Origin of the sequence: Mycolicibacterium psychrotolerans, assembly GCF_010729305.1 — a bacterium.
GTDB classification, from domain to species: domain Bacteria; phylum Actinomycetota; class Actinomycetes; order Mycobacteriales; family Mycobacteriaceae; genus Mycobacterium; species Mycobacterium psychrotolerans.
The window spans coordinates 3,949,049-3,964,459 of the sequence record NZ_AP022574.1 but is presented as its reverse complement, the minus strand read 5'-3'; the positions used below and the strand labels follow the sequence as shown (position 1 = coordinate 3,964,459).

Genomic DNA, 15,411 nt, shown 5'->3' with positions numbered 1-15,411 from the left:
CCGTGAGTAGACGCGGAAAGATCGTCTGTACGTTGGGTCCGGCGACCGCCTCCGAGGAGGCGGTCCGCAAACTCGTCGAGGCGGGGATGGACGTCGCCCGGCTCAATTTCAGCCACGGCGACTACCCCGATCACGATGCCAATTACAAGCGCGTCCGGATGGCGTCGGACAGCACCGGGCACGCCGTCGGCATCCTCGCCGACCTGCAGGGACCGAAGATCCGGCTCGGCCGGTTCGCCGACGGACCGACCGTCTGGGAGAACGGCGAGACGGTCCGGATCACCGTCGAGGACGTCGAGGGCACCCACGATCGGGTGTCGACGACGTACAAGCGGCTGGCGCAGGACGCGAGCCCGGGTGACCGGGTGCTGGTCGACGACGGCAACGTCGGGCTGGTCGTCGAACACATCGACGGCAGCGACGTGGTGTGCACCGTCACCGAGGGCGGCAAGGTCAGCAACAACAAGGGCATGTCGCTGCCCGGGATGAACGTGTCGGCGCCGGCGCTGTCGGAGAAGGACATTGACGACCTGGAGTTCGCGCTGCGCCTCGGTGTCGACCTGGTCGCGCTGTCGTTCGTCCGCTCGCCCGCCGACGTCGAACTCGTCCACGAGATCATGGACCGCGTCGGGCGGCGGGTGCCGGTCATCGCCAAGCTGGAGAAGCCCGAGGCGATCGACAACCTCGAGGCCATCGTGCTCGCGTTCGACGCGATCATGGTCGCGCGCGGCGATCTCGGCGTCGAGCTGCCGCTGGAGGAAGTGCCGCTGGTACAGAAGCGCGCCATCCAGATGGCAAGGGAGAACGCCAAACCCGTCATCGTGGCCACCCAGATGCTGGAGTCGATGATCGAGAACTCCCGGCCCACCCGGGCCGAGGCCTCCGACGTGGCCAACGCCGTTCTCGACGGCGCCGACGCCGTGATGCTCTCCGGTGAGACGTCGGTCGGCAAGTGGCCGTTCGAGACCGTCCGGACGATGGCCCGCATCATCTCCGCGGTCGAGGAGAACTCGGTGGCCGCCCCGCCGCTGACGCACGTGCCACGCACCAAGCGCGGCGTGATCTCCTACGCCGCCCGTGACATCGGGGAGCGCCTCGACGCCAAGGCGCTGGTCGCCTTCACCCAGTCAGGGGACACCGTGCGCCGCCTGGCGCGCCTGCACACCCCGCTGCCCGTGCTGGCGTTCACCGCGCTGCCCGAGGTGCGCAGCCAGCTCGCGCTGACCTGGGGCACCGAGACGTTCATCGTCCCGCACATCCAGACCACGGACGGCATGATCCGTCAGGTCGACAAGTCGATGCTCGAACTCGGCCGCTACAAGCGCGGCGATTTGGTGGTCATCGTCGCGGGCGCGCCTCCGGGCACAGTAGGGTCGACGAATCTCATCCACGTCCACCGCATCGGGGAGGACGACGTCTAGACCCAGGGGGTTGTGTGTCGGCGGACTTCGACGAGCTGCTGGCCATCCTCGACCTGGAACGCGTCGACGACGACACGTTCCGCGGCGCCCACCCGAGCAAGAACCCGGTGCGCACGTTCGGCGGTCAGATGATGGCGCAGGCGTTCGTCGCGGCGGGCCGCACCCTGGCGCATCCGGTGCCGCCCAGCGCGCTGTCGGTGCATTTCATCGCCGGCGGAGACCCGGCCCAAGACCTCGAATTCCATGTGGTGCGGCTGCGTGATGAGCGGCGCTTCGCCAACCGCCGGGTCGACGTCATGCAGAACGGGCAGCTGCTGACCACGGCGCTGGTGTCGTACCTGGCCGGCGGCAAGGGGCTCGAGCACGGCGTGCAGCCGCCCGAGTTGACCGACCCGCTCACGGTCCCGCCGATCGACGATCTGCTGCAGGGCTACGAAGACGTGGTGCCGCACTTCGTCAACGCGCTGCGGCCGATCGAATGGCGTTACACCAACGACCCGGCCTGGATCATGCGGGACAAGGGCGACCGCCTCGCCCACAACCGGGTGTGGATGACGGCGCGGGGGGCCATGCCCGACGATCCCGTCCTGCACGGCGCTGCACTGGTGTATTCGTCGGACACCACGGTGCTGGACTCGATCATCACCACGCATGGGTTGTCGTGGGGCCACGACCGGATCTTCGCGGTGACCACCAACCATTCGGTGTGGTTCCATCGGCCGGTGCGCTTCGACGAGTGGGTGCTCTATGCCACGTCGTCGCCGGTCGCGGCGGAGTCGCGGGGCCTGGGTTCCGGACACTTCTTCGACCGGTCGGGCCGACTGTTGGCCACCGTCGTGCAGGAGGGGATCGTCAAGTATTTCCCGGCGCGGACTACGGCGTCGGCGTGACCGTGATCGAGAACTGGTCTTCGACGCGCTGGGTGAACTCGTCGGCGCACCGCTGCGCTGCCTCGGTGTCGTTGCCGGCGCGGCTCAGGCAGTCCACGTAGTCCGTCCCGCCGACCTGATCGAACAGGCCGATGTAGATCGGGATGAACACCAGTGCGGCGATGATCGCGATGACGCCGAGCACGATGCCGGCGATCGCGACGCCGCCGTTGGTCGCCTCGCCGCGTGTGACGCGGCCGCGGGCGACGAATCCGATGATGACCGCGCACAGGCCGAGGATGATGCCGCCCGCGATGGACCAGCACAGCACCAGCCCGACGATCGCGAGGATCAGCGCCGCGGTGCCGAGGCCGTTGCGCGGCGCGGACGCCGGGGGCGGCACGGGGTAGCCGCCGTAGCCACCGTAACTGCCGTACTGGGGCGGTGGGGGCGGGTAGCTGCCCGGACTCGGCCCGTACGGGGGCGGCGGCGGTTCGCTCATGCCGGTGAGATTACTCGCACGCCCGCGGTTTCCGGCAGATGATGCGTGGCGACGACGACGGTCCGATCCGGGCCGAACAGGCCGCCGGGGGTGAGGAGGTCGACCAGCATCGCGTCGGCGTCGGAGGCGTCGAGATGCTCGGTCGGTTCGTCGAGAAGCACGGTCGGTGCGGTCGAGATCAACGCCCGTGCGAGCAGCAGCCGGCGCCGCTGACCCGCCGAGACCGACGCGGCGCCACCGGTGAGCACGGTCGACAATCCGTCGGGCAGCTGGTCGAGCCAGCGGCTCAACCCCACCCGGTGCAACGCGTAGGTCAGTTCGGCGTCGGTGGCGTCACCGCGTGCGACCAGCAGGTTGTCCCGCACCGTCGTGGCGAACAGGTGTGCGTCCTCGGCGAAGAACGTGCCTTCGGTGCGCATCAACAACGTCGTCTTCCCGCAGCCGCTCGCTCCGACGACGGCGACGCGCTCACCGCGCCGAAGGTGCAGCGGCGCCACGTCGGGGCGGCGGCCGTCGTCATCGACTGCTTCGGTCAGGGCGAGCAGTCGCCGGGCGGCGATCCGGGCCCGGGTCAGCGTGACGGCAGCGCCGGGGAGCGCGGTCATGGCCTCGAAGGCCGAGAGCGGCAACAACATCAGCACCGCGACGGTGGTCGGCGCGACCGCGTTCGACAGGGAGATACCGGCAACCAGCGCGCCGAGGACGCTCACGCCGATCGCGGCGGTGGGAGCGGCGGCGGCGAGTGCGGCGGGCGCCGCGGCGCGATCCATCGCGCGTCCCCAGCGGCGCTGCTGCTCGCCGGCGTCGGCGATGATGCCGGCCAGCCGGCCGCTGACCCGGAGTTCGGGAGCATGTTCGAGCACCAGCATGGCCGCCGTGTCACGCTGCGAATGATGCTGTGCGGCAACCTCTTCGGCGTTCGAAGCGGCACGTGCGGCAAGCGCGGGCGCCAACACGCCTGCGACGAGCATGCATACCGCGAGCACCGTCGCCGCGGCGGGGGAGATCAACCCGACCGCGCCGACGGCGGCCACCCCGAGCACGGCAGCGACGCAGATCGGCACGACGGCGCGCACCAGCACGTCGGACAGTTCGTCGACCCCTGCTCCGGCCTGTGCGACGAGTTCGCCGCTGTGCCGGCGCAACACGGCGTCGGCGGGCGCGGCCGCGAGCCGGGCGAAGAGCTGCTCGCGGGCAGAACCCGCGGACCGCAGCGCGGTGTCATGGGAGGCCAGCCGTTCGCAGTAGCCGAGCACGCCCCGCGAGATACCGAACGCCCGCACGGCGACCACCGCGACCGTCAGGTCGAGCACGGGCGGCATCTGCCATGCCCGGGTGATCAGCCACGCCGACACCCCGGCCAGCGCCAGGGCACTGCCCAGCGACAGCACCCCGAACGCGACGGCGAGCGCGACCCGCGAGGCCCGGGGCCGCAGCAGCTCATACGCCCACATGGACACCTCCCATGTCGACCACGACGTCGCCGATCGCGAGCACCGGATCCCGGTGACCCACCACGATCACGGTCGCGCCGCGAACGGCGCGCTCGGCGATGGCGCGCAGCACACGTGCCTCCGTCGGCGCATCGAGGTGGGCGGTCGGTTCGTCCAACAGCAGCACCCGTGCCTGCGAGCCGAGCACCCGGGCCAGTCCGAGGCGCTGTCGCTGCCCCAGCGACAACCCGAGCCCGCCGCGCCCGATGACGGTGTCCAGCCCCTCCGGCAAGCCGGCCAGCACCTCGTCGAAACACGCTGCGGCACAGGCGTCCTGAAGGTCGGGCAGAGCCCCGAACAGTTCCAGGTTCTCCCGGACGGTGCCGGGGATCAGCACCGGGCGCTGCGCCAGCCACGCCACCTCGGCCCACCACCGTTGCGGATCGAGCTCGGCGACGTCGACGCCGTTGATCCGGATGTGTCCCCCCGGGGGCAGGTCGAGCCCGAGAATCGCCTGCAGCAGCGTGGATTTCCCGATGCCGTTGGGGCCGGTGAGCACCGTGACCCGGCCCGGTTCGGCCACCATCTCGGGGGCGTCCACCTCGACGGTCAGCGCGTCCGCGGGCAGAACGCGCGTTCCCGCCGCCGGCGGCGGTGCGGTGTCGAGGAAGCGGAACGCCGCCTGCACCGCGGTCTTCCCGTCCTGGGCGGAGTGGAACGCGGCCCCGACGCGGCGCAGCGGCCAGAACACCTCGGGGGCCAGCAGCAGCGCGGTCAGCGCGGCGGTCAGCGGAATGTGCCCGTACACCAGGCGCATTCCCACGCTGACCGCGACCAGCGCGACCCCGAGGGTGGCCAGCAGCTCGAGCACCAGCGCGGAGAGGAACGCGATGCGCATCGTCGCCATTGCCGAGCGCCGGTGCGCGGCGCCCAGTTCGGCGATCCTTGTGACGGACCCCTCCGCCCGTCCGAGAGCCCGCAGCGTGGGCAGGCCCGCCACGAGGTCGAGCAGGCGCGCCTGCAGCGTGGTCATCGCGGCCAGTGCGGCGGCCGACCGGTCCTCGGTGGCCAGTCCGATGAGCACCATGAAGATCGGGATGAGCGGCAACGCGATCAGCACGATCACCGCCGACTGCCAGTCGTAGAGCGCGATCACCGCGGCGGTGGCGGGGGTCAGGATCGCCGCCAGGAACAGCGACGGCAGGTACGTGGTGAAGTAGACCCGCAAGCCGTCCAGGCCGCGGGTCACCACGGCCGCGGCGTCGTCGCGGCGCCGGTTGAGTTCGCGCGGGGGCAGCGACGTGGCGGTCCGCAGCACCTGATCGGTGAGGTCGGCGATCACCGCGCTGGCGCCGCGCTGGGCGAGCCGGCCCTGCAGCCACTGCGCCAGTGTGCGAACGCCCCAAAGCGCCACGAGGATCGAGATCGGCCCGGCCAGCAGGCTCACCGACCGGGACGCCGGATCGGTGATGACACGTGCGACGATCGCCGCGAGCGCCACCGACGAGCCGATCGCCGCCGCGGCGATGACCACGCCGCACACCGTGTTGGCGGCCAGGAATCGGCGCATCGCCGTCGAGACCCGCCACAGCCGCGGGTCGATGGGGGCGCGGGAGTTCTCGGTCAGGACGGGTACCTCGACAATCCGACGGAGGCCGGGATCGCGTCGGCCGTGATGCGTTTGCGGAACACCCAGTACGTCCAACTCTGGTAGCCGATCACCAACGGCAGCAGCGTCAACGACGCCCACGTCATGATCTTCAGCGTGTACGGCGTCGACGAGCCGTTGTAGATGGTGACGCTCCAGTCGGGATCGAGCGTGGAGGGCAACAGGTTCGGGTACAGCGAGCCGAACAGGAGCACAGCGACGGCCGCGACGACGAGGATCGTCGAGACGAAGGCGAGCCCCTCCCGCTCGTGGCTCCACATCAGCCGGACGGCGGTCAGCAGCGCGACGACCGCGACCGCCAACGCAAGCCACGTCCAGGTCTTCCCGTGCGCCAGCTGCGTCCACAGGCCGAAGCCGCCGGCGAGGACGACCACCGGGGCCGACAGGATTCGGGCGAACCGGAAAGCGTCCTCGCGCACCGGCCCTGCGGTCTTGAGTGCGACGAACACCGATCCGTAGAACGCGAACAGCGAGGCGGTCGCAAGACCCCCCAACAGCGTGTACACGTTCACGACGTCGGTCAGCGTGGCCTGCGAGCGGCCGTCGGCGTCGATCGGAAGTCCCTGGACCAGGACGGCGAACGCGACACCCCACAGGATCGCGGGCAGCCAGGAGCCGACCGCGATGCCGAGGTCAGCCCAGCCGCGCCACCGCGGATCGTCGACCTTGCCGCGCCACTCGATGCCGACGATGCGCACGATCATGCCGAACAGGATCGCCAACAGGGGCAGGTACAGCGACGAGAACACCGTGGCATACCAGTTCGGGAACGCCGCGAACATCGCTGCGCCCGCGGTGATCAACCAGACCTCGTTGGCGTCCCACACCGGTCCGATGGTGTTCAGCGCCGCCCGCCGGTGTTGTTCCGGGTCGCCCGCGCCGACGGCTCCGAAGGGGATCATCAGCATGCCGACGCCGAAGTCGAAACCCTCGAGCACGAGGAATCCGAGGAACAGCGCGGCGATGAGGAAGAACCAGAGTTCCTGCAGTCCCATGGTTTCACGTCCTCTCAGTAGGCGAAGGACAGGGGAGCGACGTCGTCGTCGCTGGGCGCCTTGGGCGGGGCGGGTTCGGAGTCGTGTTCCTGCGGGCCCTCGACGACGTAGCGGCGCATCAGCCAGAACCAGATCACCGCGAGCACCCCGTAGATCAGGGTGAACGTGGCCAGTGAGAACAGCACCAGACCGGCGGAGTGCCCGGACACGCCGTCCTGCACCGTCATTCGCACCAGCTGATCACCGGTCGGATTGGGCACCACCACCCAGGGTTGCCGCCCCATCTCGGTGAACACCCAGCCGGCCGAGTTGGCCAGGAACGGGGCGGGAATGGTGAGGATGCCGAACCGCCCGTACCAGCGTTGGTCGGGTATCCGTCCGCCCCGGGTGAGCCACAGGGTGGCCAGCGCGAAGGCGACCGGCACGGCCAGCAGGCCGATCATCGCGCGGAACGCCCAGTAGGTGACGAACAGGTTGGGCCGGTAGTCGCCCGGGCCGAACTTGTCCTGATATTGCTGCTGCAGATCCTGGACCCCCTGCAGCTCCACGCCGCTGAACTTGCTCTCGGCCAGGAACGGGAGCACGTAGGGCACCTCGATGAGGTGGGTGACGCTGTCGCAGTTGTTGTGGGTGCCGACGGTGAGGACGGAGAACATCGGGTCGGTTTCGGTGTGGCACAAGGATTCCGCAGAAGCCATCTTCATCGGCTGCTGGACGAACATCAACTTGCCCTGGATGTCACCGGTGAAGAACAGCCCGAGCGCGGCCACCAGGGCGACCAGACTGCCGAGCATCGCGGCGGGCCGGTACATCGAGCGGCTGTCGGCGACGCCGGAGGATCGGGCGTCACGCACCATCAGCCACGCCGAGATGCCGGCGACGAACGCGCCTGCGGTCAGGAACGCCCCGGCGACCGCGTGCAGGAAGGCCCAGATCGCCGTGTTGTTGGTGAGCAGTGCGCCGAAGTCGGTCAGTTCGGCGCGTCCGCTCTCCGGGTTGAAACGGGCGCCGACGGGATGCTGCATGAACGAGTTCGCCGCGATGATGAAGTACGCCGAGGCGTTCACGCCGAACGCGACGATCCAGATGCATACCAGGTGCAGGGCCTTCGGCAGCCTGGTCCAGCCGAAGATCCACAGGCCGATGAACGTCGACTCGAAGAAGAACGCGATCAGGCCCTCGAACGCCAGTGGCGCACCGAAGATGTCACCGACGAACTTCGAGTACTCGCTCCAGTTCATGCCGAACTGGAACTCCTGCACGATGCCCGTGGCGACACCGAGGGCGAAGTTGATCAGGAACAGCTTGCCGAAGAAGCGGGTCAGCCGGTACCAGGACGGGTTGCCGGTGACGTGCCACACCGTCTGCATGACCGCGATCAGCGGCGCCAGGCCGATGGTGAGGGGGACGAAGATGAAGTGGTAGACGGTGGTGATCCCGAACTGCCACCGCGACACGTCCAAGGCATTCATGGGCCCACTCCCAAGGTCTACTACTCGGTCAGTCTACGACCAATCTACGACAGAGTGTAGTAGAGAAGTGGGCCGGAATTCCTAGGGGCTTTCGGCCCTCATTCCGGGGACGGTGCGGTGACGTTCTCCCGCCATTCGGCCATGTTCTTGCTGGCCTTGCGGATGCCGAACGCCGACACGGTCTCGAAGACGCCGATCACGATCAGCCAGATGCCGACGACCATCGACAGCGTGGCCAGCGACTCGAACGGCGAGGCCAGCATCACGACACCGGCGATCAGGCTGATCACGCCGATGAAGATCTCCCAGCCCCGGCCGGGCAGCGTGGGATCGCTGATCGCGGACACCGCCGTGGCCACGCCACGGAAGATGAATCCGACACCGATCCAAATGGCCAGCAGCAGGATCGAGTCCTGCAGGCTGCGGAAACACAGCACCGCGAGGATCAGGGCGGCTGCACCGCTGAGGAACAGCAGAACCCGGCCGCCGGCGGAAACGTGCAGGCTGAAGGCGAAGACGACCTGCGAGATGCCGGAGATCAGCAGGTAGGCGCCGAAGAAGATCGCCGCGACGACGATGGTGATGGCCGGCCAGACGAGCACCATGACGCCGAGGATCACCGCGAGAATGCCCGACAGCAGCGCGGACTTCCACAGATGCTGCAACATGCTTGGGGGAGCAGGGGTTTCCATGCGCGCAGTGTGGCACACCGGCGACCCGCACCTTCCAGTTTCGCGGTACCGCTGTGATGTCTCTACACGGTCGTTAATGTTCCGTTACCGGCGCTGCGCGTCGGGTCATCGGTCGTTAACGTCCTTGGCTGGACATGCCGCAGAGAAAGTAGAGGCAACTGTGTTGGGTGGAAAGCAAGACCGCCGGGCCAAGATCTGGCGGGTGGCGGCCGTATTCGTCGCGACGGGTGCCCTGGCGTTGTCAGGGTGCGCCAGCGGCTCAGACTCGGGCAGCGAGAAAGAATCGACGACGAGCGCTGCCCCGGCCGAGAAGGTCGAGGCGATCGCCAACACCGTGCCGGAGGCCATCAAGTCCTCGGGCAAGCTCGTCATCGGCGTGAACATCCCCTACGCACCGAACGAGTTCAAGGATCCCGAGGGCAAGATCGTCGGCTTCGACGTCGACCTGATGAACGCGATCGCCGGCACGCTCGGCCTGACCCCGGACTACCGGGAGGCCGACTTCGCCAAGATCATCCCGTCGATTCAGGGCGGCACGTTCAACGTCGGGATGTCGTCGTTCACCGACAGTAAGGAGCGCGAGCAGTCGGTCGACTTCGTCACCTACTTCTCCGCGGGCACGCTGTGGGCGCAGAAGCCGGGCGCCGGCATCGATCCCGAGAACGCCTGCGGCAAGAAGGTCGCGGTGCAGGCCACCACCGTCCAGGAGACCGACGAGCTGCCCGCCCGCAGCAAGAAGTGCACCGACGAGGGCAAGCCGGCGATCGAGATCGTGCCCTTCGACAGCCAGGACGCGGCCACCAACGCGGTCGTGCTCGGTCAGGCCGACGCGATGTCGGCCGACTCGCCGGTGACGCTGTATGCGATCAAGCAGACCAACGGCAAGCTCGAGCAGGCCGGCGAGACGTTCGACTCGGCGCCCTACGGCTGGCCTGTCGCGAAGGGTTCGCCGCTGGCCCAGTCGCTGCTGCAGGCCCTCGAGCACCTGATCGAGACCGGTAAGTACAAGGAGATCGCCGCGAATTGGGGTCTCGAAGAGGGCATGATCGACAAGCCGGTGATCAACGGCGCGATCTCCTAACCGAAAGCGGGATTCATGAGTGATGACGGCGCGCCGCCAGAGGCCATCGACGCCATACCGCTGAAGCACCCTTGGCGGTGGGTAGCGGCCGTCGTCATCCTCATCCTGGCCTTCCTGTTCGTCTGGGGAGCGGCCACCAACCCCGCCTTCCGCTGGCCGGTCTTCGGCGAGTACCTCTTCAACGAGCGGGTCCTGACCGTCGGGCTGTTCAACACGCTGCAGCTGACCGTGTATTCGATGGTGTTGGCCGTAGCACTGGGCGTGTTGCTGGCGGTGATGCGGCTCTCGCCCAACCCGGTGTTCCGCTGGGTGTCGTGGATGTACCTGTGGGTCTTCCGCGGCACGCCGATCTACGTGCAGTTGGTGTTCTGGGGTCTGATCCCGACGATCTACCAGCAGCTCCGATTGGGGGTGCCGTTCGGGCCGACGTTCTTCGTGCTCGACCTGCAGAGCCTGTCGCTGCCGTTCCTGCTGGCCACGCTGGGTTTGGCGCTCAACGAGGCCGCCTACATGGCCGAGATCATCCGCGCGGGCATCAGCTCCGTCCCCGAGGGGCAGCTGGAGGCGTCGACGGCCCTGGGCATGTCCTGGGGGCTCGCGATGCGGCGCACGGTGCTTCCGCAGGCGATGCGCGTGATCATCCCGCCGACCGGCAACGAGGTGATCAGCATGCTGAAGACCACGTCGCTGGTGACCGCGGTGCCGTTCACCCTCGACCTGTTCGGCATCACCGCCAGGGAGATCGCCGCGCGTACCTTCGAACCTGTGCCGCTGCTCATGGTCGCCGCGTTCTGGTACCTGGTCGTGACCAGCATCCTGATGGTCGGCCAGTTCTATCTCGAGCGGTACTTCTCCCGTGGCGCGTCGCGGAAGCTGACGACCAAGCAACTCGAGGCGCTGGCGAAGGCGCAGGCAGGCACAGGTGCGATGTGACGGGAACGGCTGAAGCCGCGAGGCCGATGGTGAAGGCCGAGCTGGTGTGCAAGGACTTCGGCGCGCTGAAGGTGCTCAAGGGCATCACGCTGGAGGTCCAACAGGGGGAGGTGCTGGTTCTGGTCGGGCCGTCCGGGTCGGGCAAGTCCACATTCCTCCGGTGTATCAACCACCTCGAGACGGTGAGCGCGGGCCGACTCTACGTCGACGGGAAGCTGGTCGGCTACACCGAGCGCGGCGGCAAACTGCACGAGATGAAGCCCGGTGACGTGGCCAAGCAGCGCCGCGAGGTCGGGATGGTGTTCCAGCACTTCAACCTCTTCCCGCACCGCACGGCGCTGGGCAACATCGTCGAGGCGCCGATCAAGGTCAAGGGCGTCAACAAGAAGCAGGCCATCGAGCGCGGCAAGGATCTGCTCGAGCAGGTCGGGCTTTCGGAGAAGGCCAACGCGTATCCCGCGCAGCTGTCGGGCGGGCAGCAGCAGCGCGTTGCGATCGCCCGTGCGCTGGCCATGGATCCGAAGCTGATGCTGTTCGACGAACCCACCTCGGCCCTGGACCCAGAGCTCGTCGGCGAGGTGCTCGGGGTGATGAAGACGCTGGCATCCGAGGGCATGACGATGGTGGTCGTCACCCACGAGATGGGATTCGCGCGCGAGGTCGCGGACGAAGTGGCGTTCATGGACGCCGGCGTCGTCGTCGAGCGCGGCGATCCGCGCGAGATCATGGCCAACCCGCAACACGAACGGACCAAAGCGTTTCTCTCCAAGGTGATGTAGCGCCCGACCCCGCCGCGCCGCTGTGGCGGGCGGCCCAGGTGTTCCGCCTGCTCAGCTGCCTCTACGCGCTGGGCTTCGGGTTCGCCGTCAACGCCGACCTCGAGCGGCCCGCCGGCGGCTGGGTGGTGTTCACGCTGCTGATCGGGTGGAGCATCGCCTGCGCGGTGGCCTACCTGCGGGGCTTCGGGCGTCGGCCGGCCTGGGTGTTGACCGAGATCGTCGTCGTGGTGGCGCTCGTGTTGTCCACCGAACTCGTCGCCTCCGATCGGTGGATCGCGGACAACCAGTCCCTGCCGACCACGCTGTGGGCCACGAACGCCACGATCTCCGCGGCCGTCCTGTTCGGTCCGATCGGCGGCATGCTCACCGGTGTCGTGGTGATGTCGCTCGGAGCGGTGCTGAAGGGGTACGTCAGCGTCGACCTCGGCCGCAACGCGACCATCGTCATCGAATTGGCGGTCGGCCTCGCGATCGGCATGGCCGCGCAGACCGCCCGTCGCGCCCACGCCGAACTCGAGCGGGCGGCCCGGCTGTCGGCGTCTGTCGAGGAACGGGAGCGGCTGTCCCGGCACGTCCACGACGGGGTCCTGCAGGTGCTCGCGCTGGTGGCCCGTCGCGGGCGGGAAATCGGCGGTGCCACAGAGCAATTGGCCGAACTCGCGGGCGAGCAGGAGCGTGCGCTGCGCCGGCTGGTCGTCACAGGGGAGGAGGCGGCCGGCGACGGGGCGCAGGCCGACCTCGGCGCGATGCTGCGCCGCCGCGCCGCCGACATGGTGTCGGTGAGCGTGCCCGCGCATCCGGTGCTGCTCGACGCCGCCGTCGCCGATCAACTCTGCGCCGCCGTCGGCAACGCACTGGACAACGTCGACGCGCACGCCGGTCCCGCGGCGCGGGCGTATGTTCTGCTCGAGGATCTCGGTGAGTCGGTGACGGTGAGTGTGCGCGACGACGGAGTGGGGATCGCCGATGGCCGCCTTGCCGACGCCGTCCGGGAAGGCCGGATCGGCGTCGCGAAATCGATTGTGGGACGGATGGATTGGTTGGGCGGCAGCGCGACGCTGCACACCGGCCCGGGGATGGGGGTGGAATGGGAGCTGACAGTGCCGCGATCACGGTGATGGTCGTCGACGACCATCCCATCTGGCGCGACGCGGTGGCGCGCGATCTCGCCGACGACGGTTTCGACGTGGTGGCGACGGCGGACGGCGTCGGCTCCGCCGGCCGGCGCGCCGCGGTGGTGCGGCCCGCCGTGGTGGTGATGGACATGCGGCTGGCCGACGGTGACGGGGCTGCGGCCACCGCGCAGGTGCTCGCCGTGTCACCGTCGTCGCGGGTCCTGGTGCTCTCGGCGTCCGACGAACGCGACGACGTGCTCGAGGCCGTCAAGGCCGGCGCGTCGGGCTATCTGGTCAAGAGCGCGTCCAAACAGGAACTCGCGGAGGCGGTGCGGGCGACCGCGCAGGGGCGCGCCGTGTTCACCCCCGGCCTCGCGGGTCTGGTGCTGGGGGAGTACCGGCGCATCGCCCGTGACGAGACCGGCCCCGCGCAGCCCAGCCTGACCGAACGGGAGACCGAGATCCTGCGCCACGTCGCCAAGGGGCTGACCGCCAAACAGATCGCCGCCCGTCTCTCCCTGAGCCATCGGACGGTCGAGAACCACGTGCAGGCCACGTTCCGCAAGTTGCAGGTCGGCAATCGGGTCGAATTGGCGCGCTACGCGATCGAACACGGCCTCGACGAGTAGTTGTACTCATCCGCCGGGCGGGTGCACGTTGTCACGCTGGGTTCATGACCGAACCGCACACCGCCGTCGTGGCCCGGCTCTCGGCGGACTTCGCCGCGCTGTCGCATCAGCTCGCCCGGGTGTCGGCCGACCTCGCCGAACTCGACCGTGTCCTCGCCCCGCGGCCGCCCTGGCCGTACCCGGCGCCCCAGCCCGTCGCGCCACCGGTCCCCGTGCCGCAGTACGTGCCCCCGCCACCGCCTCCGCCGAGGCCCCCGCGGGAGCGGTCCGACGGCTGGATCGGCAAGCTGCTGGCCGTCGCGGGCGTCGCGGTCACGCTCATCGGTGTGGTCCTGCTGCTCGTGCTGGCCGCGCAGGCCGGAATCCTGCGACCGGAGTTCCGGGTGGGCGCCGGCGCGGTGCTCGCCGCAGCGTTGGTGGGCGCCGCCTGGTGGCTGAACAGCAGGCCCGGCGGCCGGGTCGGTTCGATCGCGCTCGCCGCCACCGGTATCGCCGCCGCCTACATGGACGTCGTCGCCGTCACCGCGATCTACGACTGGGTGCCCGCGCCGGCCGGGCTGATCCTCGCCTCGTCGGTCGGTGGGGCGGGGCTCACGCTGGCCCGGCGCTGGAACTCCCAACAGCTGGGATTGCTGGTGCTGGTCCCGCTGGTGGTGCTCGCCCCGATCGTGACCGACGGCGTCACCCTGCTCCTCGTGGGTTTCATGCTGGCGCTCTCCGCGGCGTCGCTGCCCGTGCAGATCGGCAGGGACTGGGTGTGGCTGCACGGCGCCCGCATCGCGGCCGCGTCGCTGCCTCTCCTGGTCGCGTTGGTGGTGCGCCACGTCGACGGACGCCATGACCTCTGGCTCGCCGGCGGCTGCGGCATCGCGGCGCTGCTGGCGCTGTTCGGCGCGATCGTGTTGCTGCCGGGGACGGCGAACCGGACGGCGGTGGCTCTGCTGACCGCGGCCGGCGTGAGCCCGGTGCTCTGTGTCGGACTGGCCGTCGACCATGTGGTCGCGGCGTTGATGATCGCCGCGCTGTCGGCCGCACTGCTGGCACTCGTTCTCCTCGGCGACCGGCTGCCGGGCGTGCCCGGCATCGCCCGGCACGTGTTCTCCGCGACGTCCGCGGTGGCGGCCCTGATCGCGGTGACCGTCGCCTTCGACGGGCCGGTGGCCGGACCGCTGCTGCTGGCGATGGCGGCCGTCACGGCGGTCGCGGGCCGGCGCGACAGCGTCGCACGTTGGGCGGCAATCGGATTCGCGGTCGTGGGTGGGGGCGTTCACCTTGCTGAGGCGCCGCTGGGGGCACTGCTCGTGCCGACGGGCGTGAGCGCGGCGGCGGGGGCGTCGACGCTGGTGTCGAGCGTGCTGCTTGCGCTGGCCTCTGTCGCGATCGCGTGGTCCATGTCCGGTGCGGACCGCACACTGTGGGCCGGCGCCGCGGCGGTGGTCGCGTATGCGGTCACATCGTTCACCGTGACCGCGGGTGTGTTGATCGGCGGGACGGGTCGCGGTTTCTACGCCGGGCACATGGTCGCGACCATCTGCTGGATCGCCATGGCGGCGGCGGTCTTCGGGTACGCCGTCCGTCTTCCCCGCGCCGACCGGTCCGTGCCCATCGCGGGTGGTCTCGGACTGGTCGCCGCCGCCGTGACGAAGTTGTTCCTGTTCGACCTCGGCACGCTCGACGGGATGTTCCGCGTCGCGGTGTTCATCGTGGTCGGTCTGGTCCTGCTGGGCATGGGCTCGGGCTACGCCCGGCTGCTGGACCGTCAGGACAGGCAGGCTGTGACAACCGATACCCGCTAGACTGGACTCATTCCAGATAAGGAGG

14 protein-coding genes are annotated in these 15,411 nt (G+C 69.2%); 8 read left to right on the top strand and 6 right to left on the bottom strand.

Translation table 11 applies throughout. The features are described 5' to 3' along the window. Positions 1-2 precede the first annotated feature (2 nt). Both pyk and G6N45_RS19290 read left to right on the top strand, forming a co-directional pair. Positions 3-1,421 (top strand): pyruvate kinase, encoded by a 1,419-nt coding sequence (gene pyk / locus G6N45_RS19295; RefSeq protein ID WP_163723715.1) that lies wholly within the window; start codon positions 3-5, stop codon positions 1,419-1,421. A 14-nt stretch (positions 1,422-1,435) separates the two neighbouring features. After that, positions 1,436-2,311 carry an acyl-CoA thioesterase II gene (locus G6N45_RS19290; RefSeq protein WP_163723713.1) on the top strand — a complete coding sequence of 292 codons (876 nt, stop codon included), beginning with the start codon at positions 1,436-1,438 and terminating at the stop codon, positions 2,309-2,311. Here the strand turns inward: G6N45_RS19290 and G6N45_RS19285 are convergent. From G6N45_RS19285 to G6N45_RS19260, 6 genes are all read right to left on the bottom strand, one after another. Continuing rightward, complete coding sequence (locus G6N45_RS19285) at positions 2,295-2,792, bottom strand: DUF4190 domain-containing protein (protein ID WP_163723711.1); 498 nt, start codon at positions 2,790-2,792, stop codon at positions 2,295-2,297. The two genes, G6N45_RS19290 and G6N45_RS19285, sit on opposite strands and share 17 nt — an antisense overlap. After that, positions 2,789-4,246 (bottom strand): ATP-binding cassette domain-containing protein, encoded by a 1,458-nt coding sequence (locus G6N45_RS19280; protein WP_163723709.1) that lies wholly within the window; start codon positions 4,244-4,246, stop codon positions 2,789-2,791. Before G6N45_RS19280 ends, G6N45_RS19285 begins: the two co-directional genes overlap by 4 nt. Beyond that, entirely contained in the window at positions 4,233-5,795 is a 1,563-nt protein-coding gene (cydD, locus tag G6N45_RS19275) for a thiol reductant ABC exporter subunit CydD (RefSeq protein WP_163728731.1), read from the bottom strand. The genes G6N45_RS19280 and cydD overlap by 14 nt, the downstream gene beginning before the upstream one ends. Positions 5,796-5,848: 53 nt before the next feature. Further along, positions 5,849-6,889, bottom strand: a complete 1,041-nt coding sequence (gene cydB / locus G6N45_RS19270) for a cytochrome d ubiquinol oxidase subunit II (protein ID WP_163723707.1) — start codon at positions 6,887-6,889, stop codon at positions 5,849-5,851. Positions 6,890-6,903: 14 nt separating this feature from the next. After that, positions 6,904-8,361, bottom strand: a complete 1,458-nt coding sequence (locus G6N45_RS19265) for a cytochrome ubiquinol oxidase subunit I (RefSeq protein ID WP_163723705.1) — start codon at positions 8,359-8,361, stop codon at positions 6,904-6,906. Between the two features lie 98 nt (positions 8,362-8,459). Continuing rightward, positions 8,460-9,053, bottom strand: coding sequence for an HdeD family acid-resistance protein (locus tag G6N45_RS19260; protein WP_163723703.1), 594 nt, complete (start codon positions 9,051-9,053; stop codon positions 8,460-8,462). Positions 9,054-9,213: 160 nt separating this feature from the next. Between G6N45_RS19260 and G6N45_RS19255 the strand changes: the two genes are divergently transcribed. Genes G6N45_RS19255 through G6N45_RS19230 form a run of 6 tightly spaced genes read left to right on the top strand, consistent with a single transcriptional unit; the run spans position 9,214 to position 15,386 of the window. Continuing rightward, positions 9,214-10,134: an ABC transporter substrate-binding protein gene (locus tag G6N45_RS19255; RefSeq protein ID WP_163723701.1), complete on the top strand. Its 921-nt coding sequence runs from the start codon at positions 9,214-9,216 to the stop codon at positions 10,132-10,134. A gap of 15 nt (positions 10,135-10,149) precedes the next feature. Further along, a complete protein-coding gene (locus G6N45_RS19250; protein ID WP_163723699.1) occupies positions 10,150-11,067 on the top strand; it encodes an amino acid ABC transporter permease in 918 nt (305 codons plus the stop codon). A gap of 26 nt (positions 11,068-11,093) precedes the next feature. Further along, positions 11,094-11,846, top strand: a complete 753-nt coding sequence (locus G6N45_RS19245) for an amino acid ABC transporter ATP-binding protein (protein ID WP_163723698.1) — start codon at positions 11,094-11,096, stop codon at positions 11,844-11,846. Positions 11,847-11,884: 38 nt separating this feature from the next. Then, positions 11,885-12,964: a MacS family sensor histidine kinase gene (macS, locus tag G6N45_RS19240; RefSeq protein ID WP_407664220.1), complete on the top strand. Its 1,080-nt coding sequence runs from the start codon at positions 11,885-11,887 to the stop codon at positions 12,962-12,964. After that, on the top strand, positions 12,934-13,590 hold the full coding sequence (locus tag G6N45_RS19235) for a response regulator (RefSeq protein WP_163723695.1): 657 nt from the start codon (positions 12,934-12,936) through the stop codon (positions 13,588-13,590). Before macS ends, G6N45_RS19235 begins: the two co-directional genes overlap by 31 nt. A 44-nt stretch (positions 13,591-13,634) precedes the next feature. Then, positions 13,635-15,386: a DUF2339 domain-containing protein gene (locus G6N45_RS19230; RefSeq protein ID WP_163723693.1), complete on the top strand. Its 1,752-nt coding sequence runs from the start codon at positions 13,635-13,637 to the stop codon at positions 15,384-15,386. Positions 15,387-15,411 lie beyond the last annotated feature (25 nt).